The following is a 17457-nucleotide window of genomic DNA, read 5'->3' as shown; positions in this document are numbered from 1 at the left end:
AACAAGCCTCCGGCGGGTCGCTTTTTTGAAAAAAAGCTCCGCAAAAGACTTTCTTACTACCGAAACAGGCAAAATTACTTCGGCGGAGCCTGGAAGGTCTGCTTAAGGCCTGTTTGTCAAACTTTTCAAAAACTTGGCCCCAGGCAGGGCCGCCGGAGGCTTTTCACCCCCACAAGCCACGTCGTTTCGTTTATCGCTTCGGATACCCGACGGGCACGAGATAAAGGGGGCTTGCTTCCTTCGGAAGCTTGAGGAGCTCTGCGATGCGGTCGTCATGGAAAGCCCCCACGGGAACGGCCCCCAGGTTAAACGCCGCAGCCTGGAGCAAAAGGTTCTGGCAGGCATGCCCGGCCTCCATGTCCACGTAGCGGGTGGCCCTTCCTTTGTATTTGGCCGCCACCCGCTCATACACGGCGGCAAACACAAACACGGCCGGGGCATCGCCCACGGCCCCCTGGTTCAGGGCGGCCTTTTGAAGGGCCTTTCGTTGATCCCTCGGTATCTTCAGGGCCAGCTCATGGTGCCGCGGGTTGTACCAATACACCCCTTCGGGCAGCACCACAAAGGTCTCCAAAGGATACAACGCCCCGGACGACGGGGCCGTTCGCAGCCCCCGAACCGCATCCGTCATGCCCTGGGCAGCCCAGAGCAACTGGCCGATCTGAGCCACAGTAAGCGGCTCTTCGCCAAAAGACCGAACCGAACGGCGGGCGGCAAGACTCAGGGAAAGGGTGGCCCCTCCCGTGGTGTCCGGTGGTGGAAGCCGAATCACCTCCCCCGCCCCTGCCGCTTGCGCCATCACAACCATGGACATCCAACCCAGAAGATTCATCTGCGAGCCTCCTTCATGCATGTCTTGGGAGATTGTTGTTGATCAGGCAGCGCCGGTGAAGCACAACGCCCTGAAACCAAACGGGGGCCGCGGCCTGTTCGGCCACGCCCCCCTGCTCTTTGCCCTCAAAGAGGATCCTCCCTTTGTACTGACTGCCCTCACCTCAGCCCCCTCAGCCTGCCTAAAGAACCGAATCCATGAAAATACAGGGAGATAGAGGCATCAGGAAAAACCGAAGCATCGGACGGTTCATGCCTTGATGGGAGGGGTCCCCTCTTGGAACTCCTTCAAGATCATTTCCCTGAACTCGGGTGTATCTTTATAGCCGTGGCACTGTGTTCCGTGCTGCACAACGGCTTCAAGCAGCTCTTCCTTTGTGTCCGCCGCAAGGGCGACGGTGCACTTCGTGTCGCTCGGATGGTTGCGGCAATCAATGAAATATCGTGACATGGTCCTGATACTCCTGTGCTTTGTGTGACCATGATGCGGTAAACGGTCCCGAATCGGGCCGCCCGCCCTTCCGTACACGAAATGAGAGGCTCAAGAATCTGCGGTAGGTCTTGTCACCACCTGTTGAGGCCTCGCATCCCAAGGCACCGATTATACCATATTTCATTTAATAAAGCGTTATTAGCCCGGATATTTCACGAGTCGAGTGCACCCATATTCAAGGCATCAGAGCTGCAGATGTCGTGGTTTTATAAAAGCTCTGATAACGCAGAAGATGGCTGCACTCGGCTCGCCCGATGGGTGAGAAAATCAAACAGCAAACGTCGATTTACATTTTGCATTTTCAAAATAGCTGACATTTTGATTGTAGCCATCTGAAATCATGCTTTTTTCATTTTGGTTAGTAGTTTTCTCATGAAATATGCGGGTTAGGACGCCACCCATGAGTGGGTCAAAAAGCTTCAGAGATTCCGACGTACAGCCCGTCGGAATAGTCTTCGCCAACCGCATAATCGATACGAAAGTTTAGCCTGCGCTCTTCGCTCAGCAGGTACCGCAGCCCAGTGCCTGCACTGGAATAAAAACTGTCCCGACTCAGGTCCCCCGGATCGAAAAGTACCGCTTCACCCACAAACCCCACCACAGCCCACTTAGGCCTGAACTTCCACCGATACTCCACCTGGGCACTGATCAGGTGCCGTGCGATGTTCTCACCTGCTATATATCCCCGCAGGTCTGCTTTCCGACCGAGGGTAGACAGATCCGAATAGGGCGTGTCACTCGGCGTGAAGCGCCCGTAAAGGCGCCATGCAATGACATGTCCGGGTCGATACTGATCGTATCCGTTAATAAATCCGTCCAAAACGCCGTAGGATTCGTCACTGCCCAAAATGGTGGGATTGAGCATCAACGTTGCCTCGGCATAAATCCCTTCGTAGGGGAAAAAACGATTATCCCTGGTGTCGAAAGAAAGTACCGGCCCCAGGGATGCACTTAGATCATCGGTGGCATTGACGGCTTCGAGGTACTGCCTCCCAGCCTCGTTGTCCGGAGAATAGCCGATGTCTTTGACCACCCCCCGCATCCCGGCAAAAAAATGCTCCCCAAAACCATACAGAACGTTCAAATGGATCACACGGACGGCGGTGGTAAAATCCGCCCGTTGGGGCAGCTCATCCACATTCAATTCGCTTTTCACACCGATATCTGCCACGGCGGTCTTGATTCGCCACGCCTCGCTCGGCAACACATTTCCCCCCAAGGCCAGCAAATGGCTCCCCCGATCCGTATAGATACCTGTCAATCCAAGGGAAGAGGACTGCACATTCTCATTTCCGGGAGCTAAATCAAAGAGCCCCATAAAGGTGGCCCCTCCCCCATTGCCAAAATTGGGGTTGGACACGACCATGGGAGCGGTCACAAATTCAAAATTGTACCTGTCCTCGGGCTCCTCGCCACGCAGTTCGCCGGGAGCAATGATGAATGTTGCCAGCACAAGGAGCAACCCACGGATGAAGGGAGCATGACGCATATCAACGTTTTCCTTTGAATATGCCATGTAAAGACAAAGAGAGCAGAGCACCTGGCCCACGAGTCTCAAACGAAAATGCCCCACAAAAAGAAAATTCAAAACGGTATGATCACGCTGGATACAATACGCAAAAGCGATGCCCACATTTGAGCTGCTTTCCTTGAAAAAACGCTACGCGCTGACTTTATGGGACCTTATGAAATTCAATCCCACATGCCCGATATCGGCCTGAGGTGATACTCACTGGAATATATTTCTTAGGGTATATGCGTGAAAGGGTTGATGTGGAACCATCGAATGATCTTAATGCCATGAAGCCCGGTTCCCTTTCCTTGTAACATGCCCGCTATGAACAGGCCATCAAATGTTAAACCTGACAAAACACCGGACTGCGAAGCCCGAGACAAAAAGGGCATAGTTCGCAAGATGCAGAAATACAGGACATGCTTCAGCATAACCATCTAATATATTGGGATCATGCTTCCACTCAACCTTCAAAAATCCCCTTTAATTTCCTGACAAAAAAACAACCGTACTCAACCCAGAATATAAGGAATAAGCACGGCCATTTTGCTTAGCTATCGGGTGGGTTTCACAAATAGATAGAGTTACCCCTCAACCGCCATTTCAGTAGTTCGATGAACCTTTACCTAACGTCCCTAAAAAAGTACAACGACTTGTTATCCTCTCTGTTTGTATCATAGCTGAATCCGACGACAATCGAGCCATCCGAGTTTACAGCGGTTACACTGTAATCATCAGCATTGGGAAATGGAAGTTTTCTGATACTCGAATAACCTGAAACCCTCATGATATAGAGATAGTTATCTCTCGATGACCCGTTCGTTGCATAGAGTAGACTACCGTCGGGGCTGAATATCGCTGATTTCGGGTAGGTTCCCACATCCCACTCCCCGCGAACATGATTAAAATCCGACGTATCGTAATCGTAGATGGTATAACCGGGTCCGTTCCCGCCCCCGCAAGGAAACACCAACGTTGACCCATCCGGACTGATACTGATTTTTCGCCCGTTTGCACCGGATCGCAGGCTCTGCTCCAAGGTTATGCTGTTACCCACGATGCCATAGCGAAATATGGAAGAAGGAGACACCCCGCTGTTCGAAGCAAATAATTTGTTGCGATTGTCGTCAAATTGTATCGAACTTATATCCCAGTCCGCAAGCTTCGTTCTGGAAAGTACCTCGCCTGAATCCATGTCCATGATATAAATAAAGCGTTCGTATTTTCTTTTTCCGAGAACATATATTTTTCTTTGCAATGGAGAAAGAGCGATATCAACACCATCCTCACTGTAAGCGAATGGGAAATCGGTTATTTGGTAAGAAATCATATCCACCACAGTAACACTTCCTGAAAACTTACTGACAACATACACTTTGGAATCCACATCAGAAAATGCCATGCCCACGGGCTGGGTATAGAAAAGTTCTATGGCGTTTTCAATCCGTTCCTGTTGCGGGTTGATCACATATAGTTCCTGGTGGGTTTTATCCAAGGCAAGCACCCTGTCTGGCGCACCGCTTGACACCATATCCGAAATGACACCCAGGCCATGGGGAGCAGGACTTGGATCTGGCTTTACATCTGAAAAAAAGTAGAATTGGTGCTCCTGGTCCTTGTAATCATCGTAGCTGAAACCAACCACTTTTGAGCCATCTGAGGTCGGGGTAATGACAGAGTAGTCCCCGGAATTTGGAAACGAAAGGCGTCTGATTTCTGAATAGGTCGCCACATCCATGACGTACAGGCAATTATCAGACGGGCTGCCGTTTACCCCAAATAAAACAGAACCATCCGGACTAAACCGTGCGAATTTTGGATGCGTCCCTATATCCCACTCACCTCGAACATTGTGAAAATCAGATGTATCGTAATCGTAAATCGTATAACCATTCCCATTGCCTCCTCCGCAAGGAAAAACAAGCCTGGTGCCATCCGGACTGATATCTATTTTTTTGCCATTTCCGCCGGTGCGCAGCCTCTGTTCAAGCGTAAGCAAGTCGTCCGAAGTCGAGTACCTGAATATTGACGAAGGAGAAATACCACTCTGGGAGGCAAAAATATTCTGGCTGTTCGCATCGTATGAAATGGTGCTGATCCACCTGTCGTCCAACGGTGTTTCTGAAAGGACCTCGCCAGTTTCCATGTCCATCATGTAAAGTTTCATCCCGTTTTCGCTTTTTGCAAGAACAAAAAGCCTTCGACGCACAGGATCAAGAGAAATATCGACACCGTCATCACAATAGGTAAAGGGCATCTCGGTCACTTCACTGGACTCCATATCCAGAACCGCTACACTCCCTGAAAATTTACTGACAATATAAACTTTTCTATCGATTTCCGAAAAAGAGACAGCCAACGGCTGGGTGAACGGCAAAAGCGTCTCTTTTGCGATCCCTTCCTCATCGGTATTGATTTCGTACAAGCACTGATGCGTCTGGTCCAGGGCATAGACTGTCTCAGCTGCGCTCCCGGCGACCATATCTGAAATACGCCCCAAACCATGGGGGACAGGAGTCGGATCCGCCTTCACATCTGTGAAAAAGTAGAGTCCATGACCCTCTTCTTTATAATCATCGTAACTGAAACCCACAACTTTTGAGCCATCCGCATTCGGAGTAATGACAGAGTAGTCATCCGCATGGGGAAAAGGAAGTTTGCGGATTTCGGAATAGTCCCCTGCATCCATGATATACAGGTGGTTGTCATATGAATCGCCATTGGTTGCGTAGAGAACATGTCCATCCGGACTGAACATGGCGGAAACAGGATATGTCCCAACATCCCACTCCCCATGGACATTGGAAAAATTCGAAGTGTCATAGTCATAAATCGTATACCCGGAGCCATTGCCACCCCCACATGGAAATACCAGTGTCTTGCCATCCGGGCTGATGTTAATAGACTGACCGTTCCCCCCTGATCTCAGACTTTGTTCCAGCTCGATCAAATCGTTCTGGACGGAATACCTGAAGATGGATGAGGGTGAAAAACCGCTGTTGCATGCAAAAAGTTTCTGGCTATTCTCGTCAAACACCAGATTGCTTATCGAAGAATGAGAAGAACTCATGGTATCGGAAACTTTCTGACCCGTAACCATATCAAAAATGGAAATCAATGTTTCATGGTCACGCTGGGACAATACGTATACTCGACCCAATGACTCAGACAAGGTAACGTCGCGATTTTCTAATCCTGGCACACCTTGAATTTCCGATAATTCCAACGTATTCAGATCAAAAACAGAAATGGCACCACCAACCCTGCTGACGATAAAAATTCGATTCTCAGCAGAAGAAAAACCCATCGCAAGGGGCTCTGGATTATTCAAAGCCATTTTCCCGACAACATGCTCAACCGTTGTGTTGATTAACAGCAAGGCCCCATTGTCCTGATCCAGGGCATACACAATACCGGGTGTCGCGGCACTGCACATATCACTGATTCTGCCTGTCTCAACAGCTCGCTTTTCGGCTGTAAAGTCAACAGAATCCACATCGCCCTTTGTGATGATCACCGTCGATTCGGTTTGGTCAAAAACAAAACCGACAGACGATGGGGTAACGGTGTACGACCCCTTGCCGATGCCTTCAAAAGCATACCGTCCCTCGCTATCCGTAAGAACTGTTTGAGGCGTCTCGCCAGACAGTGTGACGGCAACACCTTCTAAACCAACGCCTTCGTATGTTACTTGACCTGATATCCTGCAACCGACAAAAAGAATGAAAAAGCAAAACAATATCCATGTTTTCAACTTCATCTCCCGGTCTCCTTTGGGGATTGAGGGTTTAAACACCAGAGAATTTGATCCTTACCAGATTAGCGAAATTAAATACGCTATGACCTTTTCCGGCCAATAATCTTTCGAAGAGATAAAATGGGGGGACATGATTTATCACAACTACTTGTCACACAATTTAAATCGGTTGCCAACGTCTTTTTTTACCACCACCCGATACCTCGTCACGCCAAATGTCCGCCATCATACCCCATGCAAATGGGTTCGCCTAAGTTACTTTAATAATCACCTGATAAATCTCTCTTCATAAGATGTATTCCCAATCATTACTATGTAAGGCTGTGTTGAATAGATTTCGAAACTGTTTTGCTCATTACAATATGGCGCTGAACTGTCGCATTTGGCCATATGCCATTGCATATTTTCTTTGGAAAATCCTTCGTACTTTTGATACACTGCACAGGATTTTAACAACGCAACATATCAGAAAACCGGAATATCTTTGTAATCCCCACAAATGGATGCGTTGTGTCATAGTCTTTACTCTCAACCTCCTTGAATGCACGATCGTCATTTCTTTTCCTTATAGTGATACGAACCAAGGACTGTAACCATCATGGGTACCCCTTCTAAAGCTATTGTGTTCACCGTCATCATTGCCCTTTCATTGATCAGTTTCAGCGCGGCAGAAATGGAGCCCCTATCTGAAAGTCAACTGGCTTCGTTCATCGCAACCCAGGGAATCTCTGCTGGCAGCTCTGAAAGCAACGTAAGTGCCTCAACCATCGGTAAAAACGCAAGCAACCTGTCCATTACCAGCATCCTGTTTCCCATGCACCAAGACCTTTCCAGATACCGGATCATGCCCCCGAAACCATTGGCACCGGGGGGATCTCAAGTTACCATCTCGTGTTACAGCGTATACTCACCGGCACCACCGGCCTTGACCCTGACGGACAAAATTCCCATACAAACGAATCAGTCAACACTCCCTCCTGCCCCCACCCTTCCACAATTCCCCTCCGGAGGGATGACAGGAGTTTCGGCCATTGATTAAATGGAAAATCAATCACGAATAATCTTTACGTTATTGATGTTTAGCTTTTTTCCAGCCCCCCAGTTTTATCAATGGTCGAAAATCATCGGTGATTCATAAAAAGTAATAAAACATCTTCTACTCGAAACGTTTCCCCCAAACTACGCGATGCGCCACCTGTTCACCTCCGACCGAACGTCCAGATTCCAGTCGGTAAAAGCATAGAAAAGGCGACGCTATGACCAAAAAACACTCCCGCCTAAGGCTCATTCTCGGCGACCAGCTTAATACCAGCCACTCCTGGTACAGACAAAAAGACGATAACATTTTGTATGTCATTGCTGAGCTGCTCCAGGAAGCATCGTATGTATGTCACCATGTCCAGAAGCTGTGTGCGTTTTTTGCTGCAATGGCCAACTTTGCCGAGACGCTCCGCAACGCCGGTCATCAGGTACTGTACTTGACACTGGACGATACAGCCTCTTTTGCAAGTCTGCCGGAGCTGCTCAGCCATTTGCTCGAAAAACACCAGGCAACACAATTTGAATACCAACTGCCGGATGAGTACCGCCTGCGAGAACAACTCGCTCAGTTTTGTCAATCCGCAGCGATGAAAGCCGTGGGCACCACGGTTTATGATACCGAGCATTTTTATCTTTCAGACGAGGAGATCCATCGCACATTCAGCAGAGGCAAACGGCATCGTATGGAAGCTTTTTACCGAAAAATGCGGGTACGATTTCACATCCTCATGGATGGAGAGGAGCCGGAAGGGGGCCGCTGGAATTATGATGCACAAAACCGAAACAAACTCAAAGCCGATGACCTGAAGCTGGTACCCGAACCGTTGCTGTTCGCAAACGATGTCCGGGATATCCTGGCGCGAATCAAACGGCACGGCATCCAGACCATCGGGAAAGAATCTCTCCACCTGATCTGGCCGGTCAATGTCCAGCAGGCATCAGAATTGCTGAGTTATTTTTGTCATAACGGCCTGAAGCACTTCGGCCGATTCCAGGATGCAATGACCGGCAAGCTTGGCGCGACAGACATGAAAAGGCAGTTCGGACTGTTTCATTCAAGGTTGTCCTTTGCCTTGAACAGCAAAATGCTCAGCCCGCAACACGTGATCAGCACGGTCATTGAGCACTACCACACCAGAAAACCCCGGATGGACCTGGCACAGGTGGAAGGGTTTGTGCGACAAATCCTTGGGTGGCGGGAGTTCATACGGGGTATCTACTGGGCCAACATGCCCGAATACGAGTCCTGCAACGGCTTGGATGCGACTCGTCCACTGCCCTCCTGGTTCTGGACCGGAGAGACCCGGATGCATTGCCTTCGGCAGGCCATCACCCAATCCCTTGACATGGCTTATGCCCACCACATCCAGCGCCTGATGATTACGGGTAATTTCTGCCTTCTTGCAGGCGTAGACCCCGACCAAGTTGACAATTGGTATATGGGCATCTACATCGATGCCATCCAATGGGTGGAGCTGCCCAACACCAGGGGCATGAGCCAATTTGCCGACAACGGCATCGTGGGCTCCAAAGCATACGCGGCCAGCGGTAACTACGTCAAAAAGATGAGCGACTACTGCAGCGACTGCCATTATCGCGTTACAGAGACAACGACCCCAAACGCCTGCCCCCTCAATGCCCTGTACTGGCACTTTATGCACGACAACCAAACCGCTTTTGCCGCTAACCCCAGAAATAAGATGGTATATGCTGTGTGGGGCAAAAAATCCGAAGACCAGCGGCAGGCGATACTCGAACGGGCAGCAGCCTGTTTGGATGATATTGAGGAGCTTTGACCCCCTCTCCGTTACCATGGAGGCAAGCTGCAAAAGACACACTCACACCGGGTAGCCTCCATGCCTTGCTCGACTCCCCAAACCGCCTCCGCCTACTTCACCCCTTCAATAAATTTAGGTACATGTTTGACCTAATTCCAATCCATGTGTTAAATTTCGGATTTCGTTCTGACACCACTAAAACGTGATCCAGTTGGAAGTCAGCCCCTTGATTTTGAGAGAATGACCGGTGCAAAGGAATATGGTTTATGAAAGGCTTGGAACTCAGTGAGGCATACTACAATGCATTTGCAAAAGAAATTTTCGAGCAGACGTTCAAGTCCCTCATGGACCGTGTTGCCATAGGGCTTGTTGGCCCCGGCTCCGAGTGCTTTGGATTTGATGATGAATACTCACGTGATCACGACTGGGGCCCTTCCTTTTGCCTGTGGGTTACCCGAGAGGATTACCAGCGCTACGGCAAAGAGCTTCAGGCCTGCTACAATGCCCTGCCCGAAGAATACATGGGATTTGGCCCTCGGGTCGTAAGTCCGGGTGAGGAAGGCCGCGTGGGCGTTATGACCACCAGCAGCTTTTACGCCCGCTACACAGGGTTGAATCACATACCGGTTTCCATGAAGGATTGGCAGATCCCTTCAGATAATTTGGCCCTTTGCACCAACGGCAAAATCTTTTCTGACCCCTTGGGAGAATTCTCCTCATGGCGAACAGCCCTTCTTGAGTTTTACCCTGAAGACCTCCGGCTTAAAAAAATCGCGGACTGCTGCATGCTCGCGGGCCAGGCCGGTCAATACAACTGGCAACGGGGTATTTTAAGAAACGACCCCTATGTAACACATACCGCCACGGTAAAATTCTGCACAGAAATCATGCATCTGGTTTACCTCCTGAACAAAGCCTATGCGCCCTTTTACAAGTGGCTGTTCAGAGGCGTTGCCCACTTGCCGATACTTGGGGGAGAACTCTCCCCCCTGATTGCACAGGTCCTCACCGGACAGTCCCAAAGTGAAGGCTGGAAGAATCAACAGGACACCATGGAAATGATTTGCCGGAAAGTCATCGCCGAGCTTCAGGCTCTGGGACTCACCGACCACGATATTCCCTTTTTAGCAGATCACGTGCCATCCATCCTCGCCCGCATCAAAAACCAAGAATTCAAAAACACGTTGTGGGGCGTGGAAAAAAAGACGCCCGACAAAAAAGGGATCATCAAACAAATTCTGGAAATCGAATGGGAGATGTTTTCCTCCGTCAACGACAAGGCCGCTTCAGACCCACGGAACCAGGGCCAACCCACCTGCCGAGACTTCCCTGACGAATTCAAACTCCACAGGACGGCAAAGTTCATGGCCTGGCCCGAGACCACCCTCCTCAGTTACCTGCAGGATCTCAAAGAGGCAAAACAAAACAATCGCAACCTGATGACCTATAAATACGCCAGGATGGACAACCTGATCCCCAGCGAGAACAGCAGCCCCTATGTTGATAAAATCACGGGGGTCATGGTTCAGTGGCAAAAAGAGTTCATGACCAAGTACCCACGCATCATGGCCGGAGGCCGTTCTCTAACCGGGGGAGAGGCGGGCATCGACTGGGCCTCTTTTGAAAATTACCTGCGTTGCGAGCTGGAGTCCTACTCCGAAAGCACACTGAAATCGCTTTTCCTTCACACGGAAATATTGAAAGGTTCCGGCAAAAGCATGTCCGAGGAGATCTATAAAACGCTGGTTCAGGAAAAAGGATACAACAGTTTGGAGGAGGCGGAGGGGAAGCAGTCTAATTAGGGATCAGGCCTGCACAATCGACAAAATTAATTTTATGCATGTGTTCAGACATTGTTGAACACTCCTATCTTCATTGGACAAGACATCAAACCGCCCGCACACCTGGGAGACTGCCGATTCACTCAACCCAAAGGGTTCTCCGATCGCTTTCAGCGTCGCTCCCGAATATCTCTTCATCAGGTAGATTTTCATTTTACGGGCGAGCTTCACATCCTCAACATGATCATCTACAACACTGGATATGACCGAAAATGATGGCCTGCAGTTCAACGCACGCAGAGCAGGCAGCTCGCGATCGTTGCGTCGTCCTTCGAGGTACTTCTTGCTTATCCCCTGAATAAATGATTCCGGCCCCAGAATGGTATCCGCCGATACATTTTCAAGAGGGTTCTGGGCATGAAGCGCGCCCTTCTCGTCAACGAACCTCTCGTATTCCCTTCTGGCCTGTGAAACCCGTTTTCCGAAATACCCATGAATGTAATCCGTCTCAAGCCATTCAGGTGACGCCTCTTTGCCGACAAATGCCCTGTAACTCGACCAGGGATAGTCGATCACCGAATCAACCATGGCCGCCCGGACAGGATTCAAATGAATATATCTCGACAGCTCCAGGGCGTAATCGTCCTTATAGACGAGAAAGGCCTTGTAACGCCCCTGGAACAAGTGCCCGAAACGCTTCCGTTTGACGTTGAAATACGTCGTATAAGAGCTGTTCACATGCTTCATGATCTGGGGAAGATTGGCATCGGGCGTCTCAATAAGAAGATGATAATGATTGGTCATGAGGCAATAAGCATGGATGATAGCCCCATAACGTTCATGGGCCTCGCCGAGATACTCCAGAAATTTCTGCCGATCCCGCTTGCTCTTGTAGATGTTCTTTCGCTCGTTGCCCCGGGATGTCACATGGTAAAACGCCCCGGGAAACGTAATCCGTAAGGGTCGTGCCATCATGATACCTTTACTGAATGCTAAAGGATAATGGGATAGGCTGCAACATGATCTGCCCACAAACTAAGTCATAACCTCCCGTCGAACGGGAGGCTTGATTGTTAACCGCTCAAATCGGTCTATTTCTGCGCCTAAAGTCACCTATGCACCACTAACGGTTAGTTTTCTTTTTGTTCTTGATAATCGTTTCGGCCATCAGCGTGTTACAGCATCACCTGGTCACCCGTGAACCCTGGAGCGCCGCACTCAGGTGCGGCATGGGTAACGACGGACTAAAAAGCCGCACCGGAGTGCGGCGCTCCGTTTCCATGCGTTTCACTCATGTAATAGACCGTTAATATCTATAAAAAATTATCTACTTCTACTGGTGAAACTGTCAAACTTGGGGAGTCCTCCACCATAGGTGGGGTTTACCCTCTGAATTATTGACCTAAAAATCAATTATTAAGAATTTTGTCAATGTGCAGGCCCGAAACATTCTCTTACTTCTCCTCTACTCAGTAAATACCTCAACGATAATACTATTCAGGTCTGCCAAGTTAGTCTCCCCATCGCCATTTACATCACCATTATCGCTGCTATAGCCAAGAATAATACTCATGCATACCATATAATCAACAAAATCTACCTCACCATCATGGTTAAGATCTGTACCTACGCCATAAAGCCAAGCAATACCATCTTTATCACCATCGCTTAACTTATAAATATCTTTCGCCGATCCACCCCGCATTCTGACATCATAGATACTGATATCCGGATCGATGGGATCCGCATAATCCCAGCCGGGACCGCCCATCTCATTGACACTGCAAGGCGGTGGTACATTCGACATGATAGAAAAATAATCATACCCTTCTAAAGCAGTGCCAATAAGATTTACCTCTCTTCTGTCAGGACATTCGGGATCAACGACAAGACTCCAATCAATCGTGAAATAGTCCCATAAGTCAGGACGGCTGTTTTCGTGGTAAAGGCCCACGACATGCCCCAACTCGTGTACAATGACTCGTAAGCCATTATCGCCACCGTTTGGATGTGCTACACATTCGATAATGGAATTAAGGTTTATTATCGTTTCGCCCGATACAAAGCCATTTCCCCCTGCGTTACAATAGCCATTTTCGTTATAGTAAAACCGTTTGTAATCTGGATATAAATGTTCATTTTCACTGTTACGTTCAACAAAATGTAGCGAAGTATTGCTATGATATTCCTCTATTGCTTTATGAATTTTCTGTCTGCCTAACGGTAGTACATTTTCATCAATAACATAAGGAATAATTCCGCCAGGCCAAACCCTGCTTTTCGGCACAACCAGGGCAGCATGCGCTGTAAATTGATTAACTAACATCATGTTTGCAAGTAGGAACATCAAAATTACCAACTTGATCCCAGATTTTTTTCTTTTCATTAAATAGACTCCCTTTACCGGCTGTTGTAATTAATAACGGCCACAATGCTTATGACAGTTTTGCAACTTTGCCACCATTGCCATTGAATCCTAATGAGTGAAAAGGGTTCGAATCAATCCCTTACTGGATAAGCTTCCTCACCGCCATCAATACCTTATTTACTTAACAGTCATTTTGAAATTCCAAGGACAAAGCGCTTAGCGATAGCTTTCAGTGGCGCACCGGCGTGTTTTTCCATAAGAAACATTCTCAATCTTCTTGTAAGGCTGGGTTCGTTGTTAATCTCATAAAAACTCGATATTTCAAATAAATAAGGGCATTCTTTAGAGAGCTTTCAGGGCAGGCAGCTCGTGATCACTACGGCGATCTTCAAAATATTCCTGCTGATGCCTTCAACAAACGATTCCGGCAAAAACTGACAAAACATGCCCCTTCTCCATCTTCTCCCCTCCTGTGTAGAGCTCGTATCCATAGCTGATCAGCGATACCGGTAGATGTTCTTTTGCTCGTTGCCTCGCGATGTCACATGGTAAAACGCCCCAGAAGACGGAATCCGTAAGGGTCGTGTCATGGGAGTGCCTTTTTGCCAAAGAGTGGATGGAGGGCTATAGATCTCACAAAAAAAGCAAAACCCCTTAAATCAAGGCATTTTTTTGTATTTTGTCAAATGTGTAGGTCTGACCCCTTCTCCCATTCAGAAGACGGAATCCGTAAGGGTCGTGCCATGGGGGTGCCTTTTTGCCGAAGAATGGATGGAGGGCTACGGAACTCACAAAAAAAAGCAAAACCCCTTAAATCAGGTCACTTTTTTGCATTTTGTCAGATGTGTAGGTCTGACCCCCTTCTCTAAGAGCTGTTCACATGCTTCATGATCTGGGGAAGATTGGCATCGGGCGTCTCAATAAGAAGATGATAGTGATTGGTCATGAGGCAATAAGCATGGATGATTGCCCCGTAACGTTCATGGGCCTCGCCGAGATACTCCAGAAATTTCTGCCGGTCCCGCTTGCTTTTGTAGATGTTCTTTCGCTCGTTGCCCCGGGATGTCACATGGTAAAACGCCCCGGGAAACGTAATCCGTAAGGGTCGTGCCATCATGATACCTTTGCTGAATGCTAAAGGATAATGGGATAGGCTGCAACATGATCTGCCCACAAACTAAGTCATAACCTCCCGTCGAACGGGAGGCTTGATTGTTAACCGCTCAAATCGGTCTATTTCTGCGCCTAAAGTCACCTATGCACCACTAACGGTTAGTTTTCTTTTTGTTCTTGATAATCGTTTCGGCCATCAGCGTGTTACAGCATCACCTGGTCACCCGTGAACCCTGGAGCGCCGCACTCCGGTGCGGCATGGGTAACGACGGACTAAAAAGCCGCACCTGAGTGCGGCGCTCCGTTTCCATGCGCTTCACTCATGTAATAGACCGTTAATATCTATAAAAATTATCTACTTCTACTGGTGAAACTGCCAAACTTGGGGAGTCCCCCACCATAGGTGGGGTTTACCCTCTGAATTATTGACCTAAAAATCAATTATTAAGAATTTTGTCAATGTGCAGGCCCGAAACATTCTCTTACTTCTCTTCTACTCAGTAAATATCTCAACGATAATACTATTCAGGTCTATCAAGTTAGTCTCCCCATCGCCATTTACATCACCATTATCGCTGCTATAGCCAAGAATAATACTCATGCATACCATATAATCAACAAAATCTACCTCACCATCATGATTAAGATCTGTACCTACGCCATAAAGCCAGGCAATACCATCTTTATCACCATCGCTTAACTTATAAATATCTTTCGCCGATCCACCCCGCATTCTGACATCATAGATACTGATATCCGGATCGATCGGATCCGCATAATCCCAGCCGGGACCGCCCATCTCATTGACGCTGCAAGGCGGTGGTACATTCGACATGATAGAAAAATAATCATACCCTTCTAAAGCAGTGCCAATAAGATTTACCTCTCTTCTGTCAGGACATTCGGGATCAACGACAAGACTCCAATCAATCGTGAAATAGTCCCATAAGTCAGGACGGCTGTTTTCGTGGTATAGGCCCACGACATGCCCCAACTCATGTACAATGACGCGTAAACCATTATCGCCACCGTTTGGATGTGCCGCACATTCGATAATGGAATTAAGGTTTATTATCGTTTCGCCTGATACAAAGCCATTTCCCCCTGCGTTACAATAGCCATTTTCGTTATAGTAAAACCGTTTGTAATCTGGATATAAATGTTCATTTTCACTGTTACGCTCAACAAAATGTAGCGAAGTATTGTTATGATATTCCTCTATTGCTTTATGAATCTTCTGTCTGCCTAACGGCAGCACATTTTCATCAATAACATAAGGAATAATTCCGCCAGGCCAAACCCTGCTTTTCGGCACAACCAGGGCAGCATGCGCTGTAAATTGGTCAACTAACATCATGTTTGCAAGTAGGAACATCAAAATTACCAACTTGATCCCAGATTTTTTTCTTTTCATTAAATAGACTCCCTTTACCGGCTGTTGTAATTAATAACGGCCACAATGCTTATGACAGTTTTGCAACTTTGCCACCATTGCCATTGAATCCTGATGAGTGAAAAGGGTTCGAATCAATCCCTTACTGGATAAGCTTCCTCACCGCCATCAATACCTTATTTACTTAACAGTCATTTTGAAATTCCAAGGACAAAGCGCTTAGCGATAGCTTTCAGTGGCGCACCGGCGTGTTTTTCCATAAGAAACATTCTCAATCTTCTTGTAAGGCTGGGTTCGTTGTTAATCTCATGAAAACTCGATATTTCAAATAAATAAGGGCATGCTTTAGAGAGCTTTCAGGGCAGGCAGCTCGTGATCACTACGGCGATCCTCAAAATATTCCTGCTGATGCCTTCAACAAACGATTCCGGCAAAAACTGACAAAACATGCCCCCTTCTCCATCTTCTCCCCTCCCGTGTAGAGCTCGTATCCATCGCTGATCAGCGATACCGGTAGATGTTCTTTTGCTCGTTGCCTCGCGATGTCACATGGTAAAACGCCCCAGAAGGCGGAATCCGTAAGGGTCGTCCCATGGGGGTGCCTTTTTGCCGAAGAGTGGATGGAGGGCTATAGATCTCACAAAAAAAGCAAAGCCCCTTAAATCAAGGCACTTTTTTGTATTTTGTCAAATGTGTAGGTCTGACCCCTTCTCTTTATTTACTTAACAGTCATTTTGAAATTCCAAGGACAAAGCGCTTAGCGATAGCTTTCAGTGGCGCACCGGCGTGTTTTTCCATAAGAAACATTCTCAATCTTCTTGTAAGGCTGGGTTCGTTGTTAATCTCATGAAAACTCGATATTTCAAATAAATGAGGGCATGCTTTAGAGAGCTTTCAGGGCAGGCAGCTCGTGATCACTACGGCGATCCTCAGAATATTCCTGCTGATGCCTTCAACAAACGATTCCGGCAAAAACTGACAAAACATGCCCCCTTCTCCATCTTCTCCCATCCCGTGTAGAGCTCGTATCCATCGCTGATCAGCGATACCGGTAGATGTTCTTTTGCTCGTTGCCTCGAGATGTCACATGGTAAAACGCCCCAGAAGACGGAATCCGTAAGGGTCGTGTCATGGGGGTGCCTTTTTGCCGAAGAGTGGATGGAGGGCTATAGATCTCACAAAAAAGCAAAACCCCTTAAATCAAGGCACTTTTTTGCATTTTGTCAGATGTGTAGGTCTGACCCCTTCTCTTTAATCTCATGAAAACTCGATATATCAAATAAATGAGGGCATGCTTTAGAGAGCTTTCAGGGCAGGCAGCTCGTGATCACTACGGCGATCCTCAAAATATTCCTGCTGATGCCTTCAACAAACGATTGCGTCAAAAAC

11 protein-coding genes are annotated in these 17457 nt (G+C 48.0%); 3 read left to right on the top strand and 8 right to left on the bottom strand.

Features of this window, described 5'->3' with window-relative positions:
* Positions 1 to 190 precede the first annotated feature (190 nt).
* The 4 genes from MSL71_RS13815 to MSL71_RS13800 form a co-directional block, all read right to left on the bottom strand.
* Positions 191 to 832: a SagB/ThcOx family dehydrogenase gene (locus MSL71_RS13815; RefSeq protein ID WP_218951031.1), complete on the bottom strand. Its 642-nt coding sequence runs from the start codon at positions 830 to 832 to the stop codon at positions 191 to 193.
* Positions 833 to 1081: 249 nt separating this feature from the next.
* Positions 1082 to 1282 (bottom strand): DUF1059 domain-containing protein, encoded by a 201-nt coding sequence (locus MSL71_RS13810; RefSeq protein WP_180141268.1) that lies wholly within the window; start codon positions 1280 to 1282, stop codon positions 1082 to 1084.
* 451 nt (positions 1283 to 1733) lie between these two features.
* A complete protein-coding gene (locus MSL71_RS13805; protein WP_180141266.1) occupies positions 1734 to 2957 on the bottom strand; it encodes a BamA/TamA family outer membrane protein in 1224 nt (407 codons plus the stop codon).
* 502 nt (positions 2958 to 3459) lie between these two features.
* The gene (locus MSL71_RS13800) at positions 3460 to 6597 is read right to left on the bottom strand and encodes a carboxypeptidase regulatory-like domain-containing protein (RefSeq protein ID WP_180141264.1); all 3138 of its coding nucleotides are present in this window, start codon (positions 6595 to 6597) and stop codon (positions 3460 to 3462) included.
* A 595-nt stretch (positions 6598 to 7192) separates the two neighbouring features.
* Here MSL71_RS13800 and MSL71_RS13795 point away from each other — a divergent pair.
* The 3 genes from MSL71_RS13795 to MSL71_RS13785 all read left to right on the top strand — a co-directional run bounded on the left by MSL71_RS13795 (position 7193) and on the right by MSL71_RS13785 (position 11215).
* Positions 7193 to 7633 (top strand): hypothetical protein, encoded by a 441-nt coding sequence (locus tag MSL71_RS13795; protein ID WP_180141262.1) that lies wholly within the window; start codon positions 7193 to 7195, stop codon positions 7631 to 7633.
* 217 nt (positions 7634 to 7850) lie between these two features.
* A complete protein-coding gene (locus tag MSL71_RS13790; protein ID WP_180141260.1) occupies positions 7851 to 9431 on the top strand; it encodes a cryptochrome/photolyase family protein in 1581 nt (526 codons plus the stop codon).
* 248 nt (positions 9432 to 9679) lie between these two features.
* The gene (locus MSL71_RS13785; RefSeq protein WP_180141258.1) at positions 9680 to 11215 is read left to right on the top strand and encodes a DUF4125 family protein; all 1536 of its coding nucleotides are present in this window, start codon (positions 9680 to 9682) and stop codon (positions 11213 to 11215) included.
* A gap of 3 nt (positions 11216 to 11218) precedes the next feature.
* Here the strand turns inward: MSL71_RS13785 and MSL71_RS13780 are convergent, their stop codons facing one another.
* The 4 genes from MSL71_RS13780 to MSL71_RS13765 all read right to left on the bottom strand — a co-directional run bounded on the left by MSL71_RS13780 (position 11219) and on the right by MSL71_RS13765 (position 16089).
* Positions 11219 to 12169 (bottom strand): REP-associated tyrosine transposase, encoded by a 951-nt coding sequence (locus MSL71_RS13780; RefSeq protein WP_218951030.1) that lies wholly within the window; start codon positions 12167 to 12169, stop codon positions 11219 to 11221.
* A gap of 490 nt (positions 12170 to 12659) precedes the next feature.
* Positions 12660 to 13580 (bottom strand): M12 family metallopeptidase, encoded by a 921-nt coding sequence (locus tag MSL71_RS13775; RefSeq protein ID WP_180141255.1) that lies wholly within the window; start codon positions 13578 to 13580, stop codon positions 12660 to 12662.
* 847 nt (positions 13581 to 14427) lie between these two features.
* Positions 14428 to 14679, bottom strand: a complete 252-nt coding sequence (locus MSL71_RS13770) for a transposase (protein ID WP_218951029.1) — start codon at positions 14677 to 14679, stop codon at positions 14428 to 14430.
* A gap of 489 nt (positions 14680 to 15168) precedes the next feature.
* Entirely contained in the window at positions 15169 to 16089 is a 921-nt protein-coding gene (locus MSL71_RS13765; protein WP_180141253.1) for a M12 family metallopeptidase, read from the bottom strand.
* Between the last annotated feature and the right edge of the window lie 1368 nt (positions 16090 to 17457).

The sequence above is a fragment of the Desulfoluna butyratoxydans genome (genome assembly GCF_900699765.1).
Taxonomy (GTDB): domain Bacteria; phylum Desulfobacterota; class Desulfobacteria; order Desulfobacterales; family Desulfolunaceae; genus Desulfoluna; species Desulfoluna butyratoxydans.
This window is presented reverse-complemented; position numbering and strand designations above follow the sequence as displayed.

Excerpts from the sequence above, each read along its gene's own strand:
- MSL71_RS13815 (WP_218951031.1), bottom strand. The coding sequence starts at position 832 with ATGAATCTTCTGGGTTGGATGTCCATGGTTGTGATGGCGCAAGCGGCA.
- MSL71_RS13810 (WP_180141268.1), bottom strand. The coding sequence starts at position 1,282 with ATGTCACGATATTTCATTGATTGCCGCAACCATCCGAGCGACACGAAG.
- MSL71_RS13800 (WP_180141264.1), bottom strand. The coding sequence starts at position 6,597 with ATGAAGTTGAAAACATGGATATTGTTTTGCTTTTTCATTCTTTTTGTC.
- MSL71_RS13795 (WP_180141262.1), top strand. The coding sequence starts at position 7,193 with ATGGGTACCCCTTCTAAAGCTATTGTGTTCACCGTCATCATTGCCCTT.
- MSL71_RS13790 (WP_180141260.1), top strand. The coding sequence starts at position 7,851 with ATGACCAAAAAACACTCCCGCCTAAGGCTCATTCTCGGCGACCAGCTT.
- MSL71_RS13785 (WP_180141258.1), top strand. The coding sequence starts at position 9,680 with ATGAAAGGCTTGGAACTCAGTGAGGCATACTACAATGCATTTGCAAAA.
- MSL71_RS13780 (WP_218951030.1), bottom strand. The coding sequence starts at position 12,169 with ATGATGGCACGACCCTTACGGATTACGTTTCCCGGGGCGTTTTACCAT.
- MSL71_RS13775 (WP_180141255.1), bottom strand. The coding sequence starts at position 13,580 with ATGAAAAGAAAAAAATCTGGGATCAAGTTGGTAATTTTGATGTTCCTA.
- MSL71_RS13770 (WP_218951029.1), bottom strand. The coding sequence starts at position 14,679 with ATGATGGCACGACCCTTACGGATTACGTTTCCCGGGGCGTTTTACCAT.
- MSL71_RS13765 (WP_180141253.1), bottom strand. The coding sequence starts at position 16,089 with ATGAAAAGAAAAAAATCTGGGATCAAGTTGGTAATTTTGATGTTCCTA.